General features: G+C 44.1%; 20 protein-coding genes. 18 read left to right on the top strand and 2 right to left on the bottom strand.

Going from position 1 to position 14619, the window contains the following annotated elements:
- Positions 1-159: 159 nt before the first annotated feature.
- The 3 genes from lipM to Q3W56_RS17975 all read left to right on the top strand — a co-directional run bounded on the left by lipM (position 160) and on the right by Q3W56_RS17975 (position 2524).
- Complete coding sequence (lipM, locus tag Q3W56_RS17985; RefSeq protein ID WP_019714947.1) at positions 160-996, top strand: octanoyltransferase LipM; 837 nt, start codon at positions 160-162, stop codon at positions 994-996.
- A gap of 99 nt (positions 997-1095) precedes the next feature.
- A complete protein-coding gene (mntR, locus tag Q3W56_RS17980; RefSeq protein ID WP_268400073.1) occupies positions 1096-1524 on the top strand; it encodes a transcriptional regulator MntR in 429 nt (142 codons plus the stop codon).
- Positions 1525-1648: 124 nt separating this feature from the next.
- On the top strand, positions 1649-2524 hold the full coding sequence (locus Q3W56_RS17975; protein WP_019714944.1) for a patatin-like phospholipase family protein: 876 nt from the start codon (positions 1649-1651) through the stop codon (positions 2522-2524).
- Here the strand turns inward: Q3W56_RS17975 and Q3W56_RS17970 are convergent.
- Positions 2521-2916: an SA1362 family protein gene (locus tag Q3W56_RS17970; protein WP_302896362.1), complete on the bottom strand. Its 396-nt coding sequence runs from the start codon at positions 2914-2916 to the stop codon at positions 2521-2523. The two genes, Q3W56_RS17975 and Q3W56_RS17970, sit on opposite strands and share 4 nt — an antisense overlap.
- Before the next feature lie 39 nt (positions 2917-2955).
- Positions 2956-3912, bottom strand: coding sequence for a DUF1385 domain-containing protein (locus Q3W56_RS17965; RefSeq protein ID WP_302896361.1), 957 nt, complete (start codon positions 3910-3912; stop codon positions 2956-2958).
- 225 nt (positions 3913-4137) lie between these two features.
- Here Q3W56_RS17965 and Q3W56_RS17960 point away from each other — a divergent pair, with 225 nt between their 5' ends.
- The 15 genes from Q3W56_RS17960 (at position 4138) to accC (ending at position 14613) form a co-directional block, all read left to right on the top strand.
- Complete coding sequence (locus Q3W56_RS17960) at positions 4138-4674, top strand: YqhR family membrane protein (protein ID WP_080010323.1); 537 nt, start codon at positions 4138-4140, stop codon at positions 4672-4674.
- Between the two features lie 86 nt (positions 4675-4760).
- Positions 4761-5201: a type II 3-dehydroquinate dehydratase gene (gene aroQ, locus Q3W56_RS17955; RefSeq protein ID WP_302896360.1), complete on the top strand. Its 441-nt coding sequence runs from the start codon at positions 4761-4763 to the stop codon at positions 5199-5201.
- A 2-nt stretch (positions 5202-5203) separates the two neighbouring features.
- Complete coding sequence (papA, locus tag Q3W56_RS17950) at positions 5204-6265, top strand: aminopeptidase PapA (protein ID WP_302896359.1); 1062 nt, start codon at positions 5204-5206, stop codon at positions 6263-6265.
- 24 nt (positions 6266-6289) lie between these two features.
- Positions 6290-6847 (top strand): elongation factor P, encoded by a 558-nt coding sequence (gene efp, locus Q3W56_RS17945; RefSeq protein ID WP_019714938.1) that lies wholly within the window; start codon positions 6290-6292, stop codon positions 6845-6847.
- A 144-nt stretch (positions 6848-6991) separates the two neighbouring features.
- Entirely contained in the window at positions 6992-7273 is a 282-nt protein-coding gene (locus tag Q3W56_RS17940; protein ID WP_268400068.1) for a YqhV family protein, read from the top strand.
- Positions 7274-7348: 75 nt separating this feature from the next.
- Positions 7349-8272, top strand: a complete 924-nt coding sequence (gene spoIIIAA, locus Q3W56_RS17935; protein WP_302896358.1) for a stage III sporulation protein AA — start codon at positions 7349-7351, stop codon at positions 8270-8272.
- The gene (gene spoIIIAB / locus Q3W56_RS17930; RefSeq protein WP_302896357.1) at positions 8266-8781 is read left to right on the top strand and encodes a stage III sporulation protein SpoIIIAB; all 516 of its coding nucleotides are present in this window, start codon (positions 8266-8268) and stop codon (positions 8779-8781) included. Before spoIIIAA ends, spoIIIAB begins: the two co-directional genes overlap by 7 nt.
- 22 nt (positions 8782-8803) lie before the next feature.
- Entirely contained in the window at positions 8804-9010 is a 207-nt protein-coding gene (gene spoIIIAC / locus Q3W56_RS17925) for a stage III sporulation protein AC (RefSeq protein WP_003153142.1), read from the top strand.
- Between the two features lie 12 nt (positions 9011-9022).
- Complete coding sequence (spoIIIAD, locus tag Q3W56_RS17920) at positions 9023-9418, top strand: stage III sporulation protein AD (RefSeq protein WP_080010322.1); 396 nt, start codon at positions 9023-9025, stop codon at positions 9416-9418.
- An 18-nt stretch (positions 9419-9436) separates the two neighbouring features.
- Positions 9437-10636, top strand: coding sequence for a stage III sporulation protein AE (gene spoIIIAE / locus Q3W56_RS17915; protein ID WP_302896356.1), 1200 nt, complete (start codon positions 9437-9439; stop codon positions 10634-10636).
- 13 nt (positions 10637-10649) lie between these two features.
- On the top strand, positions 10650-11270 hold the full coding sequence (gene spoIIIAF, locus Q3W56_RS17910; RefSeq protein WP_268400064.1) for a stage III sporulation protein AF: 621 nt from the start codon (positions 10650-10652) through the stop codon (positions 11268-11270).
- Positions 11263-11952 carry a stage III sporulation protein AG gene (gene spoIIIAG, locus Q3W56_RS17905; RefSeq protein ID WP_302896355.1) on the top strand — a complete coding sequence of 230 codons (690 nt, stop codon included), beginning with the start codon at positions 11263-11265 and terminating at the stop codon, positions 11950-11952. The genes spoIIIAF and spoIIIAG overlap by 8 nt, the downstream gene beginning before the upstream one ends.
- Complete coding sequence (gene spoIIIAH, locus Q3W56_RS17900) at positions 11953-12609, top strand: stage III sporulation ratchet engulfment protein SpoIIIAH (protein WP_019714932.1); 657 nt, start codon at positions 11953-11955, stop codon at positions 12607-12609. It begins immediately after the preceding gene.
- Positions 12610-12766: 157 nt separating this feature from the next.
- Positions 12767-13249 (top strand): acetyl-CoA carboxylase biotin carboxyl carrier protein, encoded by a 483-nt coding sequence (gene accB, locus Q3W56_RS17895; RefSeq protein WP_302896354.1) that lies wholly within the window; start codon positions 12767-12769, stop codon positions 13247-13249.
- An 11-nt stretch (positions 13250-13260) separates the two neighbouring features.
- Positions 13261-14613 (top strand): acetyl-CoA carboxylase biotin carboxylase subunit, encoded by a 1353-nt coding sequence (gene accC / locus Q3W56_RS17890; RefSeq protein WP_302896353.1) that lies wholly within the window; start codon positions 13261-13263, stop codon positions 14611-14613.
- Positions 14614-14619: the final 6 nt, after the last annotated feature.

Below are 14619 nucleotides of genomic sequence, written 5' to 3'. Positions count from 1 at the left end.
AAAACCTTGCTTCTAAAAACAAGGTCATAGAGCCGTTTTCGACAAATACTATTATAGTAAAGCACAGCGTAATTGTCATCTATAATGGAACTAAAATATTTTCATTTTCCCGGCAGTTTGATAAACTGATTCTATTAAAACGGTAAGGAAGGTCTCAAAATGGAAAAAGAAACTTGGCGGTTTATAGACTCAGGTAATGCAAGTCCTGCATTCAATATGGCGCTTGATGAAGCGCTTTTATATTGGCACAGCGAAAAGAAAATTCCCCCGGTTATCCGTTTTTACGGCTGGAATCCGGCGACTCTTTCTGTAGGTTATTTTCAAAATATTAAAAAGGAAATCAATTTTGAAGCAGTACATAAGTATAAGCTCGGATTTGTCAGACGCCCGACCGGCGGGAGAGGTGTGCTGCACGATCAGGAATTGACATACAGCGTGATTGTTTCGGAAGAGCATCCTGAAATGCCGGCGACTGTTACTGAGGCATACCGGGTCATTTCAGAGGGCATACTTCAAGGCTTTAGAAATCTTGGTCTGGACGCTTACTTTGCCATCCCGAGAACCGAAAAAGAAAAAGAAAGCTTAAAAAACCCGCGGTCATCCGTTTGTTTTGACGCGCCTTCGTGGTATGAGCTGGTGGTCGAGGGACGCAAGGTGGCGGGAAGCGCGCAAACGAGACAAAAAGGCGTGATTCTTCAGCACGGGTCCATTCTGCTTGATTTGGATGAGGACAAGCTGTTCGATCTGTTTTTGTATCCGAGTGAAAGAGTCAGAGAGCGGATGCAGCGCAATTTTAAAAATAAAGCGGTTGCCATTAATGAACTTACTGATAAGCGGGTGACGATGGATGAGGCCCGTAAAGCCTTTAAAGAAGGGTTTGAAACAGGCCTTAACATTCATTTGGAGCCATACGAGCTGTCCCAGGAAGAGCTTGATTTTGTTCATCATTTGGCAGAAACGAAATACGCCTCAGATGACTGGAATTATAAGCGGTAAAAAGGGCTTTTGTCCCGTGGAGCATCCTTGTTTTTTCAAGTTCATTAGTGTAAACTTGTAATGGTTTATAAAGTTAAGGTGCTTTTTGGGAGGGTTTCGATGACAACACCAAGTATGGAAGATTATATTGAACAGATTTATATGCTGATTGAAGAAAAAGGATATGCACGGGTTTCCGATATCGCGGAAGCATTGGCAGTCCATCCCTCCTCTGTAACAAAAATGGTTCAAAAACTAGATAAAGACGAATATTTAATTTATGAAAAATATCGCGGTCTCGTGTTAACGTCTAAAGGAAAAAAAATAGGCAAACGGCTAGTATACAGACATGAATTGCTTGAGCAGTTTTTAAGAATCATTGGTGTTGATGAAGAGAAAATATATAACGATGTTGAAGGGATCGAACATCATTTAAGCTGGAACAGCATTGATCGCATCGGGGATCTTGTTCAATATTTTGAAGAAGATGATGCCCGTAAAGAAAATCTTAAAACAATCCAAAAGAAAACAGAACATCATAATCAGTAAAAAGGCGGTCTCAAAGGAGGCCGTCTTTTTTGATGCGCTGCTCACCGCGTCATTCATTGGTCTATTTTTTCGCGTGTTTTCTTAAAATGATAGTAAAGGATCGGATGAAGGGGGAGAGAATGAGATGTATATTGATGGTGTGTTTTCCGGCGGAGGAGTAAAAGGCATTGCGCTGGCAGGCGCTTACGAAGCGCTCGAGGAAAAAGGCTTCCGCTTTAAAAGGGTTGCGGGTACAAGCGCGGGCGCAATTATTGCCGCATTCATTGCGTCAGGTTACACCAGCAAGGAAATCCACGCTTTGATTGAAGAAGTGGACGGAGAGAAATTGCTGGACCAGCGATACTCATTTATCCCCTTAAAGATGCTCCAGTGGGTGTCCATCTACTGGCGTCTCGGCTTATACAAAGGCGACACGATAGAGAAATGGATTGCTGATCTGTTACGAGCGAAAGGCATAAGGGTTTTTGGTGATTTGCAGAAAGGGTCTCTGCGACTTATCGCTTCTGATCTGACAAACGGCACCATGATTGTTTTGCCGGACGATTTGGTCCGTTACGGGTTAAATCCCGATATGTTTCCTGTTGCCCGAGCTGTAAGAATGAGCTGCAGCATTCCGTATTTCTTTGAACCGATAAAATTAAGAACGGACACAGGCACCGCCACGGTAGTTGACGGAGGGGTGTTAAGCAATTTCCCCATATGGCTGTTTTCAAAGGAAAGAAAACGCCCTGTAATCGGTGTAACGCTTGCGCCGCGGGAAAGGGAGCGGCCGAAAAAAAATATCCGCAACGCTTTCGAACTGTTTGGCGCCCTGTTTGAAACGATGAAGGATGCACATGACGCAAGGCATATTGCGTCACGCTATGAACAAAACATCATTTTTCTGCCGGTAGACGACGTAATGGCGACCGATTTTCATTTAACACAACAAAAAAAACTAGCCCTGATTGAGCTAGGTAAAAGACAGACAGAGCAGTTTTTAAAACAGTGGACCTATTAAAAAAGCGCTCTGTTTTTCTTTTTATTTTTTTTCCCTTCTATAACAGTCAGTTGAGTCTGGCTTTTTTTCTTGAGAATCATCGGCTTAGGTTTGCTGGCGCTCGGAACGCTTCGCAGGTGGCTGACACGTCCTTTATGTCCGGCGCGGTGCTTTGCTTTTTGTTCGTTCATCCGGCGCCGTGATTGTTTCGCCGCTTTTTTGAAGGCTGCTCCTTCGCTGCCCGCATTTCGATTCATTACATATTTCACAATAAGATAAATAATGATACCTGCCACGATGACGGTTACCGCCATTTTTGCCATTTCTCCGGGATTGGTTACCAACACATATAGAAAACCGAACGCTCCCAGCGCAATTAATACAGCAATAATAGGTTGTACACGATGATTCATAACTGTCCACCTCCGAAAGTAATAGCAGGGCAACGGATACTAGATGACGTTGTGAGAAGGCTTCTTATTCTGTTCAGACATTTCTTCAAGCCTGAGAAGCTCGTTAAAGCTTTCGATAGCAACTTCAACCTGGTCATCCTTGGGTTCTTTTGTTGTTAACAGCTGCAGCCAGAGACCCGGGTAGCCAAGGAATTTCAGTCCGGGAATATCACGAACTTTGTTTGTCAGCTGCAGAACTTCAAAGGATATGCCGAGTACGACCGGTATCAGTGCAACACGATCTATAACACGCAGCCAAAGCGGATCTGTCGGAACAAGTAAATAGACAAACATGCCGACAATAATCGTAAACAAAATAAAGCTTGATCCGCAGCGGTAATGAAGCCGGGACTGGTTTTGAACATTCTCCACTGTAATTGGCAAATTCTGTTCATAACAGTTTATGACTTTATGTTCGGCTCCATGATATTGAAACACTCTTTTAATGAGCGGTGTCATGGACAAAAAATAAATGTAACCGAGCAGCAAAATCAATTTAAACAGGCTTTCAACCGCAATTTGCGCTATGTCTGTAGAGAAAATCGGCCTTGTCAGTTCGGCTAAGAAAACAGGAACCAATGTAAATACGAATTTACTGAACAAAAATGATAAGACGCCGATTACCGCGAGGCTGAGATACATAGATAGCCCAGAGGATTTTTTCTCTTCCTGCTCAAGTGTCTCGTCTTCAGCTGGATCAAGCCCGTAACGTTCGCTTGAAAAATTCAAATGCTTGGTGCCGTTTGCGCTCGCTTCAATAATGGCCGCGATTCCCCGTAAAAAGGGTATCTTTTTCACGATATTCAGTTTGGGATTGTGTTTGCGGGGAAGCTTAAAGAAGTCAATGCTTCCATCCGTTCTTCTGATGGCCGTAACGTAATGATGCTTTCCCCCAAACATAACGCCTTCCACAACTGCCTGCCCGCCGTAAGCGGGCGGAATTTTATGTTTTGACATATTATCAACCTGCCTATTTCTTTAGGATTGCTAACCATTTCCTTTCACTCTATTGTACAGGAAACAGCGCTAAACCTCTAGAATGACAGGCTGAAAAATTGTCATAGCCTTGCTTTTTCTACATGCATTATACCCGTTAATTTCAAATTTTACTCACTGCTGTCAAAAAGTGTGAGCTTTTTTATTGACATTTCATTTTTTGGGCACACTTTAACTGGAGGTGCCGTGATGACAAGCGAAAAAGATACAGAACAAGATCAACAATTGAATGAGAAGCAAGGGCCGCCTGTTCCGATGGCTGGAAGGGTGGCTGCAACAGGCTTTTGCGGAGGCGTATTATGGAGTTTCATTGCTTATATTGCATATTTATTTCATTTTTCTGAAATCAGCCCGAATATGATTTTGCAGCCGTTTGTGCTCGGAGATTGGAAAAAGCATGGACTGGGAACTGTAATCAGCATCATTTTGATCGGACTTCTTTCAATTGGCGCAGCGTTTCTTTATTTTTTTCTATTGAAACGTTTGAAAACAATGTGGCCAGGTGTTTTATACGGCTTGCTGCTTTGGCTGCTCGTATTTTTTGTTTTTAATCCGATTTTTCCTGATGTGCGTGCGGTGACCGAACTGAAAGCAGATACAGTTATTACATCCATTTGCATCTATTTGCTATACGGGCTGTTTGTCGGTTACTCTATTTCATTTGAATACAATGAGCTGAATTCGGAAAAGCTGGCACGTGCGCTGGGAACGCATAGAGAATAGTGTATTATCTTTTGCAGTATGATAAAATGTTCACGAGAAGTGAACATTTTTTACATGAGAAACCCTCGCGAAAAGGAGAGATTCGTGTGCCTCATTTTTTAATTTTGAACGGGCCGAATGTCAATCGGCTAGGGAAACGTGAGCCGAAGGTATTCGGTCGCCAGACACTGACCGATATTGAAACAGATCTTTTTCAATTTGCAGAAGCCCTACATATCCAACTCACTTTCTTCCAGTCTAATCACGAAGGTGATTTGATAGATGCGATACATGAGGCTGAGGAGCAATACGACGGGATTGTTCTGAACCCTGGTGCCCTGAGTCATTACAGCTATGCGATCAGGGACGCTGTTTCAAGTATCAGTCTTTCTGTGGTTGAGGTGCATTTATCAAACTTATACGCTAGGGAGGAATTCAGGCATCAGTCGGTTATCGCTCCGGTTGCGAAAGGGCAGATTGTCGGTCTTGGAGCTGAAGGCTACAAGCTTGCTGTTCGCTACTTAATAAGCCAGCAAGGGGGAGAATAAAGATGAAGCTAGAGAAAATAAGAAACCTGTTTGGACAGCTGGGGATTGATGGAATGCTGATTACGAGCAGTACGAATGTACGCTATATGACCGGATTTACAGGTTCGGCAGGCTTGGCTGTTATATCAGGTGACAGGGCAGCGTTTATTACGGATTTTCGTTATACAGAGCAGGCGAAAGTTCAGGTAAATGACTTTGAGATCATTGAACATGGTGGCAGCTTGATTCAGACCACTGCCGACACGATTGAAGCGTTCGGCATCAAGCGCCTCGGCTTTGAGCAGAACAGCATGACATACGGCACATACGCCTCGTACAGCACGGTTGTCAGTGAGGCTGAATTAGTCCCTGTGGCTGAATCCGTAGAAAAGTTGCGCTTGATTAAGTCTAGTGAAGAGATTAAGATATTAGAGGAAGCTGCGAAGATTGCAGATGATGCCTTTAGACATATCTTGACGTTTATGAAACCTGGCATTTCTGAAATCGCTGTTGCCAATGAGCTGGAGTTTTATATGAGGAGCCAAGGAGCTGACAGCTCTTCTTTCGATATGATTGTCGCCTCGGGGCTTCGGTCAAGCCTTCCGCATGGTGTGGCCAGTGACAAACTGATTGAAAGCGGAGACCTTGTTACACTTGATTTCGGCGCTTATTATAAAGGATATTGTTCTGATATCACCCGTACGGTCGCTGTAGGTCAGCCCAGTGATCAATTGAAGGAGATTTATCAGGTCGTATTTGATGCTCAGGCACTTGGCGTCGCACATATTAAGCCGGGGATGACAGGAATAGAGGCTGACGCCCTTACAAGGGATCACATTGCTGCAAAAGGCTACGGTGAATATTTTGGCCATTCAACCGGACACGGGCTCGGCATGGAAGTTCATGAATCGCCGGGATTGTCCGTCAGATCTTCAGCTATCCTTGAACCGGGCATGGTGGTCACAGTGGAGCCGGGCATTTACATACCAGAAACAGGCGGTGTCCGCATAGAAGATGACATCGTGATTACAGAAAACGGCAACCGGACAATCACCCATTCCCCAAAAGAACTTATTATTTTGTGATTGGAATATAGGAGGACATTAAACATGATTTCAGTTAACGATTTCCGTACAGGATTAACAATCGAAGTAGATGGCGGCATTTGGCGCGTCGTTGACTTCCAGCACGTAAAACCTGGTAAAGGTGCGGCGTTTGTCCGCTCTAAACTCCGCAACCTTCGCACTGGCGCGATTCAGGAAAAAACATTCCGCGCTGGTGAAAAAGTAGCGAAAGCGCAAATCGAAACAAAAACAATGCAATACCTATATGCAAACGGAGATCAGCACGTATTTATGGATACTTCTTCTTATGAGCAGCTTGAACTGAGCGCGACTCAAATCGAAGAGGAATTAAAATACCTGCTTGAAAACATGTCTGTGCATATCATGATGTACCAAGATGAAACGCTCGGTATCGAGCTTCCAAACACAGTTGAGCTGAAAGTTGTTGAAACTGAACCTGGCATTAAAGGTGATACAGCATCAGGCGGTACAAAACCTGCGAAAACTGAAACTGGCCTTGTTGTAAACGTGCCTTTCTTTGTAAATGAAGGCGACATACTTGTTGTCAATACATCAGACGGTTCTTACGTTTCTAGAGCATAGAAAGAAAAAAGAAGTCTGTTCCCAAAAGGGAGCAGGCTTTTTTTTGTGCCCAAAAACAGAATCTTTCTTTTATACGAAAATGACAAGACTACTTACGCAAGCTAGAGCATATCATATAAAAAAATGGGAGGTTGGGAGAGTGCTATGAAATTTTTGCTTGGAAATATCAATTCTACTGTTTTAACAATGGCCGGCTTGCGAGTTTTGTCCTCTATGATTGAGCTGACGGCAGCGATTATCATGCTTGTAACAAATGATGTCCGGAAGGCGGTTGTGGTTAACAGCATTCTCGCTATTGTCGGTCCGCTGATTTTTATTGTCACCATGACTGTTGGAATCTATCAAATTGCCGGGCAGCTATCATATGCAAAGCTGATTCTGATTTTCACGGGTGTTGTTTTAATTTTGGCGGGTGTTCATAAATAAAGAGAGGCTTGTCATAAAGTCTGCCTTACATCATACATTTTAAAGAAGCCAATCGGTAGAAAGGAGGAGGCTCTGTTGAATGAAATCGCTGAGGTTCTCCCTGAATCCATGAAAAATGCCCTTTCTGAAATACCGGAACAACAATGGCTGGAAATCGAAGAGGTCAGAATTCGGGTCAACCGCCCTGTAGAATTGATTCGAAGAGGACAACCTGTTTTTTTGTCTTATGCCGGCACGGTCGAGGATGCCCATCTGATCCTCAGCCGGCTCAGCAACTATAGTATGTATACGCTCGAAGAAGAGCTGAAGAAAGGGTATGTCACGATCAGAGGCGGCCACAGAGTCGGACTGGCAGGCAGAGTCATCACGGAAAACGGAGGGGTGAAAGGCCTACGTGACATCACATCTTTTAATATACGAATTGCCAGGCAAAAGCTGGGGATTGCGGAGCCGCTGCTTCCATTCTTATATCGAGACAGCTGGCTGAATACACTGATTATCGGTCCGCCGCAAACCGGTAAAACAACACTTCTTCGGGACCTTGCGAGACTCTCAAGCACCGGCAAAAACCACATATTGCCCGTAAAAACAGGAATCGTCGACGAACGGTCAGAAATTGCCGGATGCCTGCGCGGCATTCCGCAGCATCAATTTGGACAGAGGATTGACGTATTAGACGCCTGTCCAAAGGCTGAAGGGCTGATGATGATGATTCGCTCCATGAGCCCTGAGGTAATCATTGTCGATGAAATCGGGCGTGTGGAAGATACAGATGCACTTCTTGAGGCGCTGCATGCAGGTGTTTCAGTTATCGTCTCGGCGCATGGCTGGAGCATATCCGACCTGATGAAGCGTCCTTCATTGAAGCGTTTGTGGGAAGAAAGAGCCTTTGACCGCTATTTGGAATTATCGAGAGCAAAGGGACCGGGCACAGTAAGCCGCATTTATGACAAAGACGGAAATGTGCTGTCTGGGACGATGGGCGTGAAGACATGCTGAAGCTGCTGGGCGCTGTATTCATTGTGGTGGCGACAACATGGACAGGTTTTGAGATGGCGAAGATTTATAAAGAACGGCCGCGGCAAATCCGCCAGCTGCGTGCGGCGCTCCAATCCCTAGAGGCTGAAATCATGTATGGCCATACACCGCTTCATATCGCTTCACAGCAGATCGCCAAGCAGCTGGCACAGCCTGTTTCAGCTCTTTTTATCACGTTCAGTGATCAGCTGGAAAAGGGAAGTGATTCTGCGAAAACGGCGTGGGAGCAAAGCTTAAAGAAGGTGTGGGATACCATGTCTTTGAAAAAAAGCGAATATGAAGTGCTGAAGCAATTTGGTGAGACGCTCGGGATTCATGATCGAATCTCGCAGCAAAAGCACATCAAGCTGGCGCTGACACATTTGGAAGCCTCGGAAGCGGATGCTGAGCAGGCACAAGCGAAAAATGAAAAAATGATAAAAAGTTTGGGCTTTTTAGCGGGCTTGTTACTCATTCTTCTATTGATGTAAACGTGAGGGGAGCAAAAATAAAATGGGAGTAGACGTGAATGTCATATTTCAAATCGCCGGAGTGGGAATCGTGGTTGCATTTTTACACACGATTTTGGATCAGATGGGCAAAAAAGAATACGCCCAGTGGGTGACGCTGTTAGGTTTTATCTATATTTTATTTATGGTCGCAACGATTGTAGACGACCTTTTTAAAAAGATAAAAGCTGTGTTTTTATTCCAAGGATAGGGGGGCTTACAGATTGACATTGTTCAAATTGTAGGTTTAGGGCTGATCGCCACCTTCCTATCTTTGATTGTAAAAGAACAAAAGCCGACTTTTGCGTTTTTAATTGTCGTGTTTGCCGGATGTACCATTTTTCTTTATTTGGTAGACCAAATTTACGACATTATTCGAATGATAGAAAAAATTGCGATTAATGCAAACGTCAACATGGTCTATGTTGAAACCATTTTAAAGATTATCGGAATCGCCTATATTGCTGAATTCGGGGCGCAGCTCACAAAAGATGCCGGGCAAGGGGCCATCGCCTCGAAAATAGAACTGGCGGGGAAAATTTTAATTCTCGTTATGGCTGTGCCTATTTTAACCGTCATTATCGAAACGATTCTCGGACTTATACCTTCTATGTCATAACCGAAAGGAGGCGGTAGATTGAAGCGTTTTCGATGGGCTTTGCTTCTGGCCGTGCTGATCATAACAGGACATGCAGACATTGTACAAGCAGCCGGCGACGCCGAACAAACGGAAGACCATGCTGAAACGGCTGAGCAATTAGCGGAAAGGACAGCGACCACGCTTGAAACAGACAAGATTGGCGAATTTTGGAATGATATTATGACAGAGTACGGCGGACTGCTGCCGGAAAGTCAAAAAGGCAGCTTAATTGAGTTTATCAAAGGTGATAAATCATTTTCACCGCAAGAATGGCTGAAAGCTCTCTTCTCTTATTTGTTTCATGAAGTGCTTGCCAACGGAAAGCTGCTTGGCACATTGATTTTGCTCACGATATTCTGCGTTATCCTGCAGCTTCTGCAAAATGCGTTTCAACAAAGCACCGTCAGCAAGGTCGCTTACTCAATTGTGTACATGGTGCTGATTATTCTTGCGCTAAACAGTTTTCATGTAGCAATCAATTATGCGACAGAGGCCATTCAGACGATGACCAGCTTTATACTGGCGCTCATTCCGCTCCTCTTAGCGCTTTTGGCTTCGTCAGGCGGAGCTGTATCTGCAGCCTTCTTTCATCCTGTTATCCTCTTTCTGATGAACACGAGCGGTCTTTTGATTCAGAATATTGTCATGCCGCTCATTTTCTTATCAGCGATTCTGAGCATTGTCAGCACAATGACCGAACAATACAAAGTAACGCAGCTGGCCAACCTGCTCAGAAATATCGCCATCGGTTCTCTCGCCGTCTTCCTCACCATCTTTCTCGGCGTCATCTCTGTTCAGGGAGCCTCAGCTGCAGTGACAGACGGCATTACGCTCAGGACGGCTAAATTTATAACCGGAAACTTTATTCCTGTACTTGGCCGAATGTTTACAGACGCGACAGATACAGTGATCAGCGCTTCCTTACTGCTGAAAAATACAGTGGGAATTCTCGGAGTGGCTATTCTAATCTGTATTGCGGCTTTTCCGGCAATCAAAGTGCTTTCCCTCGCTTTTATTTATAAGCTGGCAGCCGCGATTCTTCAGCCGCTTGGAGGCGGGCCCGTCATAACTTGCCTCGACGTCATCAGCAAAAGCGTCATCTATATTTTTGCAGCTCTCGCCATTGTGTCTCTCATGTTTTTTTTAAGCCTTACTGTCATAATCACAGCCGGAAACCTCACGATGATGATGAAATAAAGGAGGCTGGCAGATGAGTTTTTTAACTGAATGGCTTACCACCATCGTGTTGTTTATCCTTTTTGCAATTGTGATTGATATGCTGCTGCCAAGCTCCAGTATGCAAAAGTACGCAAAAATGGTAGTCAGTCTGCTCTTGATTGTCGTCATGCTCACGCCGATTTTTAAGCTTTTCAACACAGACCCAGCAGTCATCTTTGAATACCTCACAAAAAACGGGCAGTCAGAGTCTGCCGACATAAAAAATCAAATCAATTCAAAAAAAATAGAAATACAAGCTTCCCAGCGCGCATATATTTTAGAAGAAATGGCTGTCCAACTAAAAAAGAAAGCGGAGGAGAGATTCAGTCATGAGGAATACAAAGTAGGCCACATCAAACTCACGGCAGGAGAAAAGGTAGATTCAGAAGAGGATATCAAAACAATCAGCGTGTATATGGCCCCGTCTTCTGAAAAAACGGTCCAAACGGTCGCGCCGGTCAACATTGATACAGATCATGCATACGTAACGAAAGAAGCAGCCGAACAGAAAGAAGCCAAACAGATCCAGTCGCAGCTTGCGGACATTTGGGAAATCGGAAGTGAGAAAATTACGGTTCATATGGAAGGCGGGGAGAGTGTCGGCAATGAATAAAAACGGATTATGGAATGTATTGAAAAAGCAGTTTCTTCCGGGGCAAACGAAGGACGGTGAAAAGCCGAAGCTGACCAAATATCATTACTTTCTGTTCGTTTTTGTTCTCGGAGTTTCCTTTATGCTTGTCAGTCAGCTGTTTTCTTCACCTGAGAAAACAGAGAACGCCAAAACAATAACGGCAGTATCATCACAAGATACCAAAGACAGCAAAGAGAAAACAGCCGAAGTGTTTAAAGCCTCAAAATCTGATGAACCTAAGAACTCGATCGATGATTATGAAAAAGAATACGAAAATCAGCTGAAAGAAATTCTTGAAACGATCATAGGTGTGGACGATGTCTCTGTAGTCGTCAATGTTGATGCAACGTCGCTGAAAGTATACGAAAAAAACAAATCAAACAAAAATACAACGACTGAAGAAACAGACAAAGAAGGCGGAACTAGGAGCGTTACAGACCAGACATCAGAAGAAGAAATTGTCATGATCAAAAACGGCGATAAGGAAACACCCGTCGTCGTCCAAACGAAAAAGCCTGATATACGCGGTGTACTCGTTGTTGCTCAAGGAGTGGACAACGTTCAAATAAAACAAACCATAGTTGAAGCGGTGACACGGGTCCTGGATGTTCCAAGCCACCGGGTTGCGGTTGCCCCTAAAAAAATAAAGGAGGATTCATAAATGCTCAAAAAACAAACCGTTTGGCTATTAACAATGCTCAGTCTGGTCGTGGTGTTAAGCGTCTACTATATCATGTCGCCGGAAAGCAAAAATGCCGTGCAAATGCAAAGTGAAAAAAGCGCGTCTGACAGCGGAGAGGTCGCAACTGAAAAAGCGCCTCCCCAGCAAGACACAAAGGAAAAAAACGGTACAGAAACTGAAACAGAAAAAGAAGATGGAACAAAGGGCACAAAAGATTCATCAGCAGACAAGGAAACATCCGCTGAAGCCAGTGAAAAAGGGACTGTTGTCACAGAAACAGCCGATGATGATCTGTTCACGACGTACCGTCTTGATTTAGAAGATGCCAGAAGCAAAGAAAGAGAGGAACTCAATGCCATTGTGTCAAGCGATGATGCAACAGCAAAGGAAAAGAGCGAAGCATATGATAAAATGACGGCTCTCAGTGAAGTGGAAGGAACTGAAAAACAGCTGGAAACGCTTATTAAAACACAAGGCTACGAAGACGCGCTTGTCAATGCTGAAGGAGATAAAATCAACATTACAGTCAAATCAGACAAACATTCCAAATCAAAGGCGACAGCCATTATAGACCTTGTGGCAAAAGAAATCAAAACAATGAAAGACGTCGCTGTCACATTTGAACCATCCAAGTAAAAAAGAGGAAAAACACGCCCGCTTACAAAGCGGGCTTTTTGGCGTGCCAATCATAATTAGAGTTGAATTCAAAAGTCCGCTCCTGTAAGATGAACATAGTATGTACTTTTAGTAGTAACCTATAAAAAAGAAATTTCATACATAGGAGTGCGATTGAATGTTAAATAGTAAAGAAATCCACGAGCTGATTAAAGCAATTGACGAGTCTACAATTGACGAATTCGTATATGAAAATGAAGGTGCATCCTTAAAATTGAAAAAACATGAAGCAGGCACTGTTCAAGTGATGCAGCAGGCGCCGGCAGCACCTGTACAGGCACAGGCTCCGCAGGCAGCTCAGCCGCAAGTGCAGCAAGCAGCACCTGCACCTGCCCAAGAAGAACCTAAGCAAGATGAGAATTTGCATAAAATCAAATCACCAATGGTAGGAACATTTTATGCATCTTCATCTCCGGAAGCTGGCCCGTATGTAACGGCTGGATCAAAAGTAAATGAAAACACAGTTGTCTGCATTGTAGAAGCGATGAAGCTTTTCAACGAAATCGAAGCGGAAGTAAAAGGCGAAATCGTTGAAGTATTAGTAGAAAACGGCCAGCTGGTCGAATACGGACAACCTCTATTTCTTGTAAAAGCAGAGTAAGGAGACTTAACATGATTAAAAAGCTATTGATCGCCAACCGAGGAGAAATTGCTGTCAGAATCATCAGAGCCTGCAAAGAGCTCGGAATTGAGACTGTCGCTGTTTATTCAGAAGCTGATAAAGATGCCCTTCATGTTCAAATGGCCGATGAAGCTTTTTGTATCGGACCGAAAGCATCAAAAGACAGCTATTTAAACGTTACAAACATTGTGAGTGTTGCGAAGCTGACAGGCACGGATGCTATTCATCCGGGATATGGGTTTTTAGCTGAAAATGCTGATTTCGCCGAATTATGTGAAGAAGTTAACGTCACATTTGTCGGTCCGAGTGCCGACGCCATTTCAAAAATGGGAACAAAAGATGTGGCGCGGGAAACGATGAAACAGGCGGGCGTGCCGATCGTACCGGGTTCACAAGGAGTTATAGAAAATGTGGAAGAAGCGGTTTCGCTAGCTAATGAAATTGGGTATCCTGTTATTATAAAAGCCACCGCAGGCGGAGGCGGAAAAGGAATTAGGGTTGCCCGCACCGAAGAGGAACTGATTAACGGCATTAAGATTACCCAGCAGGAAGCTGCAACTGCATTTGGAAATCCAGGTGTTTACATCGAAAAATACATAGAGGATTTTCGTCATGTTGAGATCCAAGTGCTTGCCGATAACTACGGAAATACCATCCATTTAGGGGAACGCGACTGCTCGATCCAAAGACGCCTGCAAAAGCTTTTGGAAGAATCACCATCTCCTGCGCTTGATTCAGAAATTAGGGAGCAGATGGGCGATGCGGCGGTAAAGGCTGCAAAAGCAGTTGGCTATACAGGCGCTGGAACAGTTGAATTTATATATGACTACAATGAACAGCGCTATTACTTCATGGAAATGAACACGAGAATTCAGGTAGAGCACCCAGTCACAGAAATGGTGACGGGAACTGACCTGATTAAGGAACAAATCAAAGTGGCATCAGGAATGGAATTGAGCCTCAAGCAAGAAGATGTTGAATTTGAAGGCTGGGCCATCGAATGCCGAATCAACGCAGAAAACCCAAGTAAAAATTTCATGCCGTCCCCTGGCGAAATTAAAATGTACCTGCCTCCTGGCGGTCTTGGTGTCCGTATTGATTCAGCTGCGTACCCGGGCTACTCCATCCCTCCGTACTATGACAGCATGATTGCAAAAGTGATTACATATGGAAAAACGAGAGATGAAGCGATTGCCCGTATGAAGCGCGCATTGAGCGAATTTGTCATCGAAGGAATTGAGACAACAATCCCGTTCCACTTAAAACTGCTTGAACACGAAACATTTGTTGGCGGAGAGTTTAATACGAAATTTTTAGAAACATATGATGTAATGGGCTCATAATTTTTA

Source organism: Bacillus sp. C28GYM-DRY-1 (assembly GCF_030519405.1).
Lineage (GTDB): Bacteria > Bacillota > Bacilli > Bacillales > Bacillaceae > Bacillus > Bacillus spizizenii_A.
The sequence above is the reverse complement of the archived record's forward strand: the minus strand, read 5'-3'. Positions and strand labels throughout refer to the sequence as shown.

Excerpts from the sequence above, each read along its gene's own strand:
- spoIIIAB (WP_302896357.1), top strand. The coding sequence starts at position 8,266 with ATGCTGAAGCTGCTGGGCGCTGTATTCATTGTGGTGGCGACAACATGG.
- accC (WP_302896353.1), top strand. The coding sequence starts at position 13,261 with ATGATTAAAAAGCTATTGATCGCCAACCGAGGAGAAATTGCTGTCAGA.
- Q3W56_RS17965 (WP_302896361.1), bottom strand. The coding sequence starts at position 3,912 with ATGTCAAAACATAAAATTCCGCCCGCTTACGGCGGGCAGGCAGTTGTG.
- lipM (WP_019714947.1), top strand. The coding sequence starts at position 160 with ATGGAAAAAGAAACTTGGCGGTTTATAGACTCAGGTAATGCAAGTCCT.
- mntR (WP_268400073.1), top strand. The coding sequence starts at position 1,096 with ATGACAACACCAAGTATGGAAGATTATATTGAACAGATTTATATGCTG.
- Q3W56_RS17970 (WP_302896362.1), bottom strand. The coding sequence starts at position 2,916 with ATGAATCATCGTGTACAACCTATTATTGCTGTATTAATTGCGCTGGGA.
- spoIIIAC (WP_003153142.1), top strand. The coding sequence starts at position 8,804 with ATGGGAGTAGACGTGAATGTCATATTTCAAATCGCCGGAGTGGGAATC.
- papA (WP_302896359.1), top strand. The coding sequence starts at position 5,204 with ATGAAGCTAGAGAAAATAAGAAACCTGTTTGGACAGCTGGGGATTGAT.
- spoIIIAF (WP_268400064.1), top strand. The coding sequence starts at position 10,650 with ATGAGTTTTTTAACTGAATGGCTTACCACCATCGTGTTGTTTATCCTT.
- Q3W56_RS17940 (WP_268400068.1), top strand. The coding sequence starts at position 6,992 with ATGAAATTTTTGCTTGGAAATATCAATTCTACTGTTTTAACAATGGCC.
- Q3W56_RS17975 (WP_019714944.1), top strand. The coding sequence starts at position 1,649 with ATGTATATTGATGGTGTGTTTTCCGGCGGAGGAGTAAAAGGCATTGCG.
- spoIIIAG (WP_302896355.1), top strand. The coding sequence starts at position 11,263 with ATGAATAAAAACGGATTATGGAATGTATTGAAAAAGCAGTTTCTTCCG.
- efp (WP_019714938.1), top strand. The coding sequence starts at position 6,290 with ATGATTTCAGTTAACGATTTCCGTACAGGATTAACAATCGAAGTAGAT.
- spoIIIAH (WP_019714932.1), top strand. The coding sequence starts at position 11,953 with ATGCTCAAAAAACAAACCGTTTGGCTATTAACAATGCTCAGTCTGGTC.
- accB (WP_302896354.1), top strand. The coding sequence starts at position 12,767 with ATGTTAAATAGTAAAGAAATCCACGAGCTGATTAAAGCAATTGACGAG.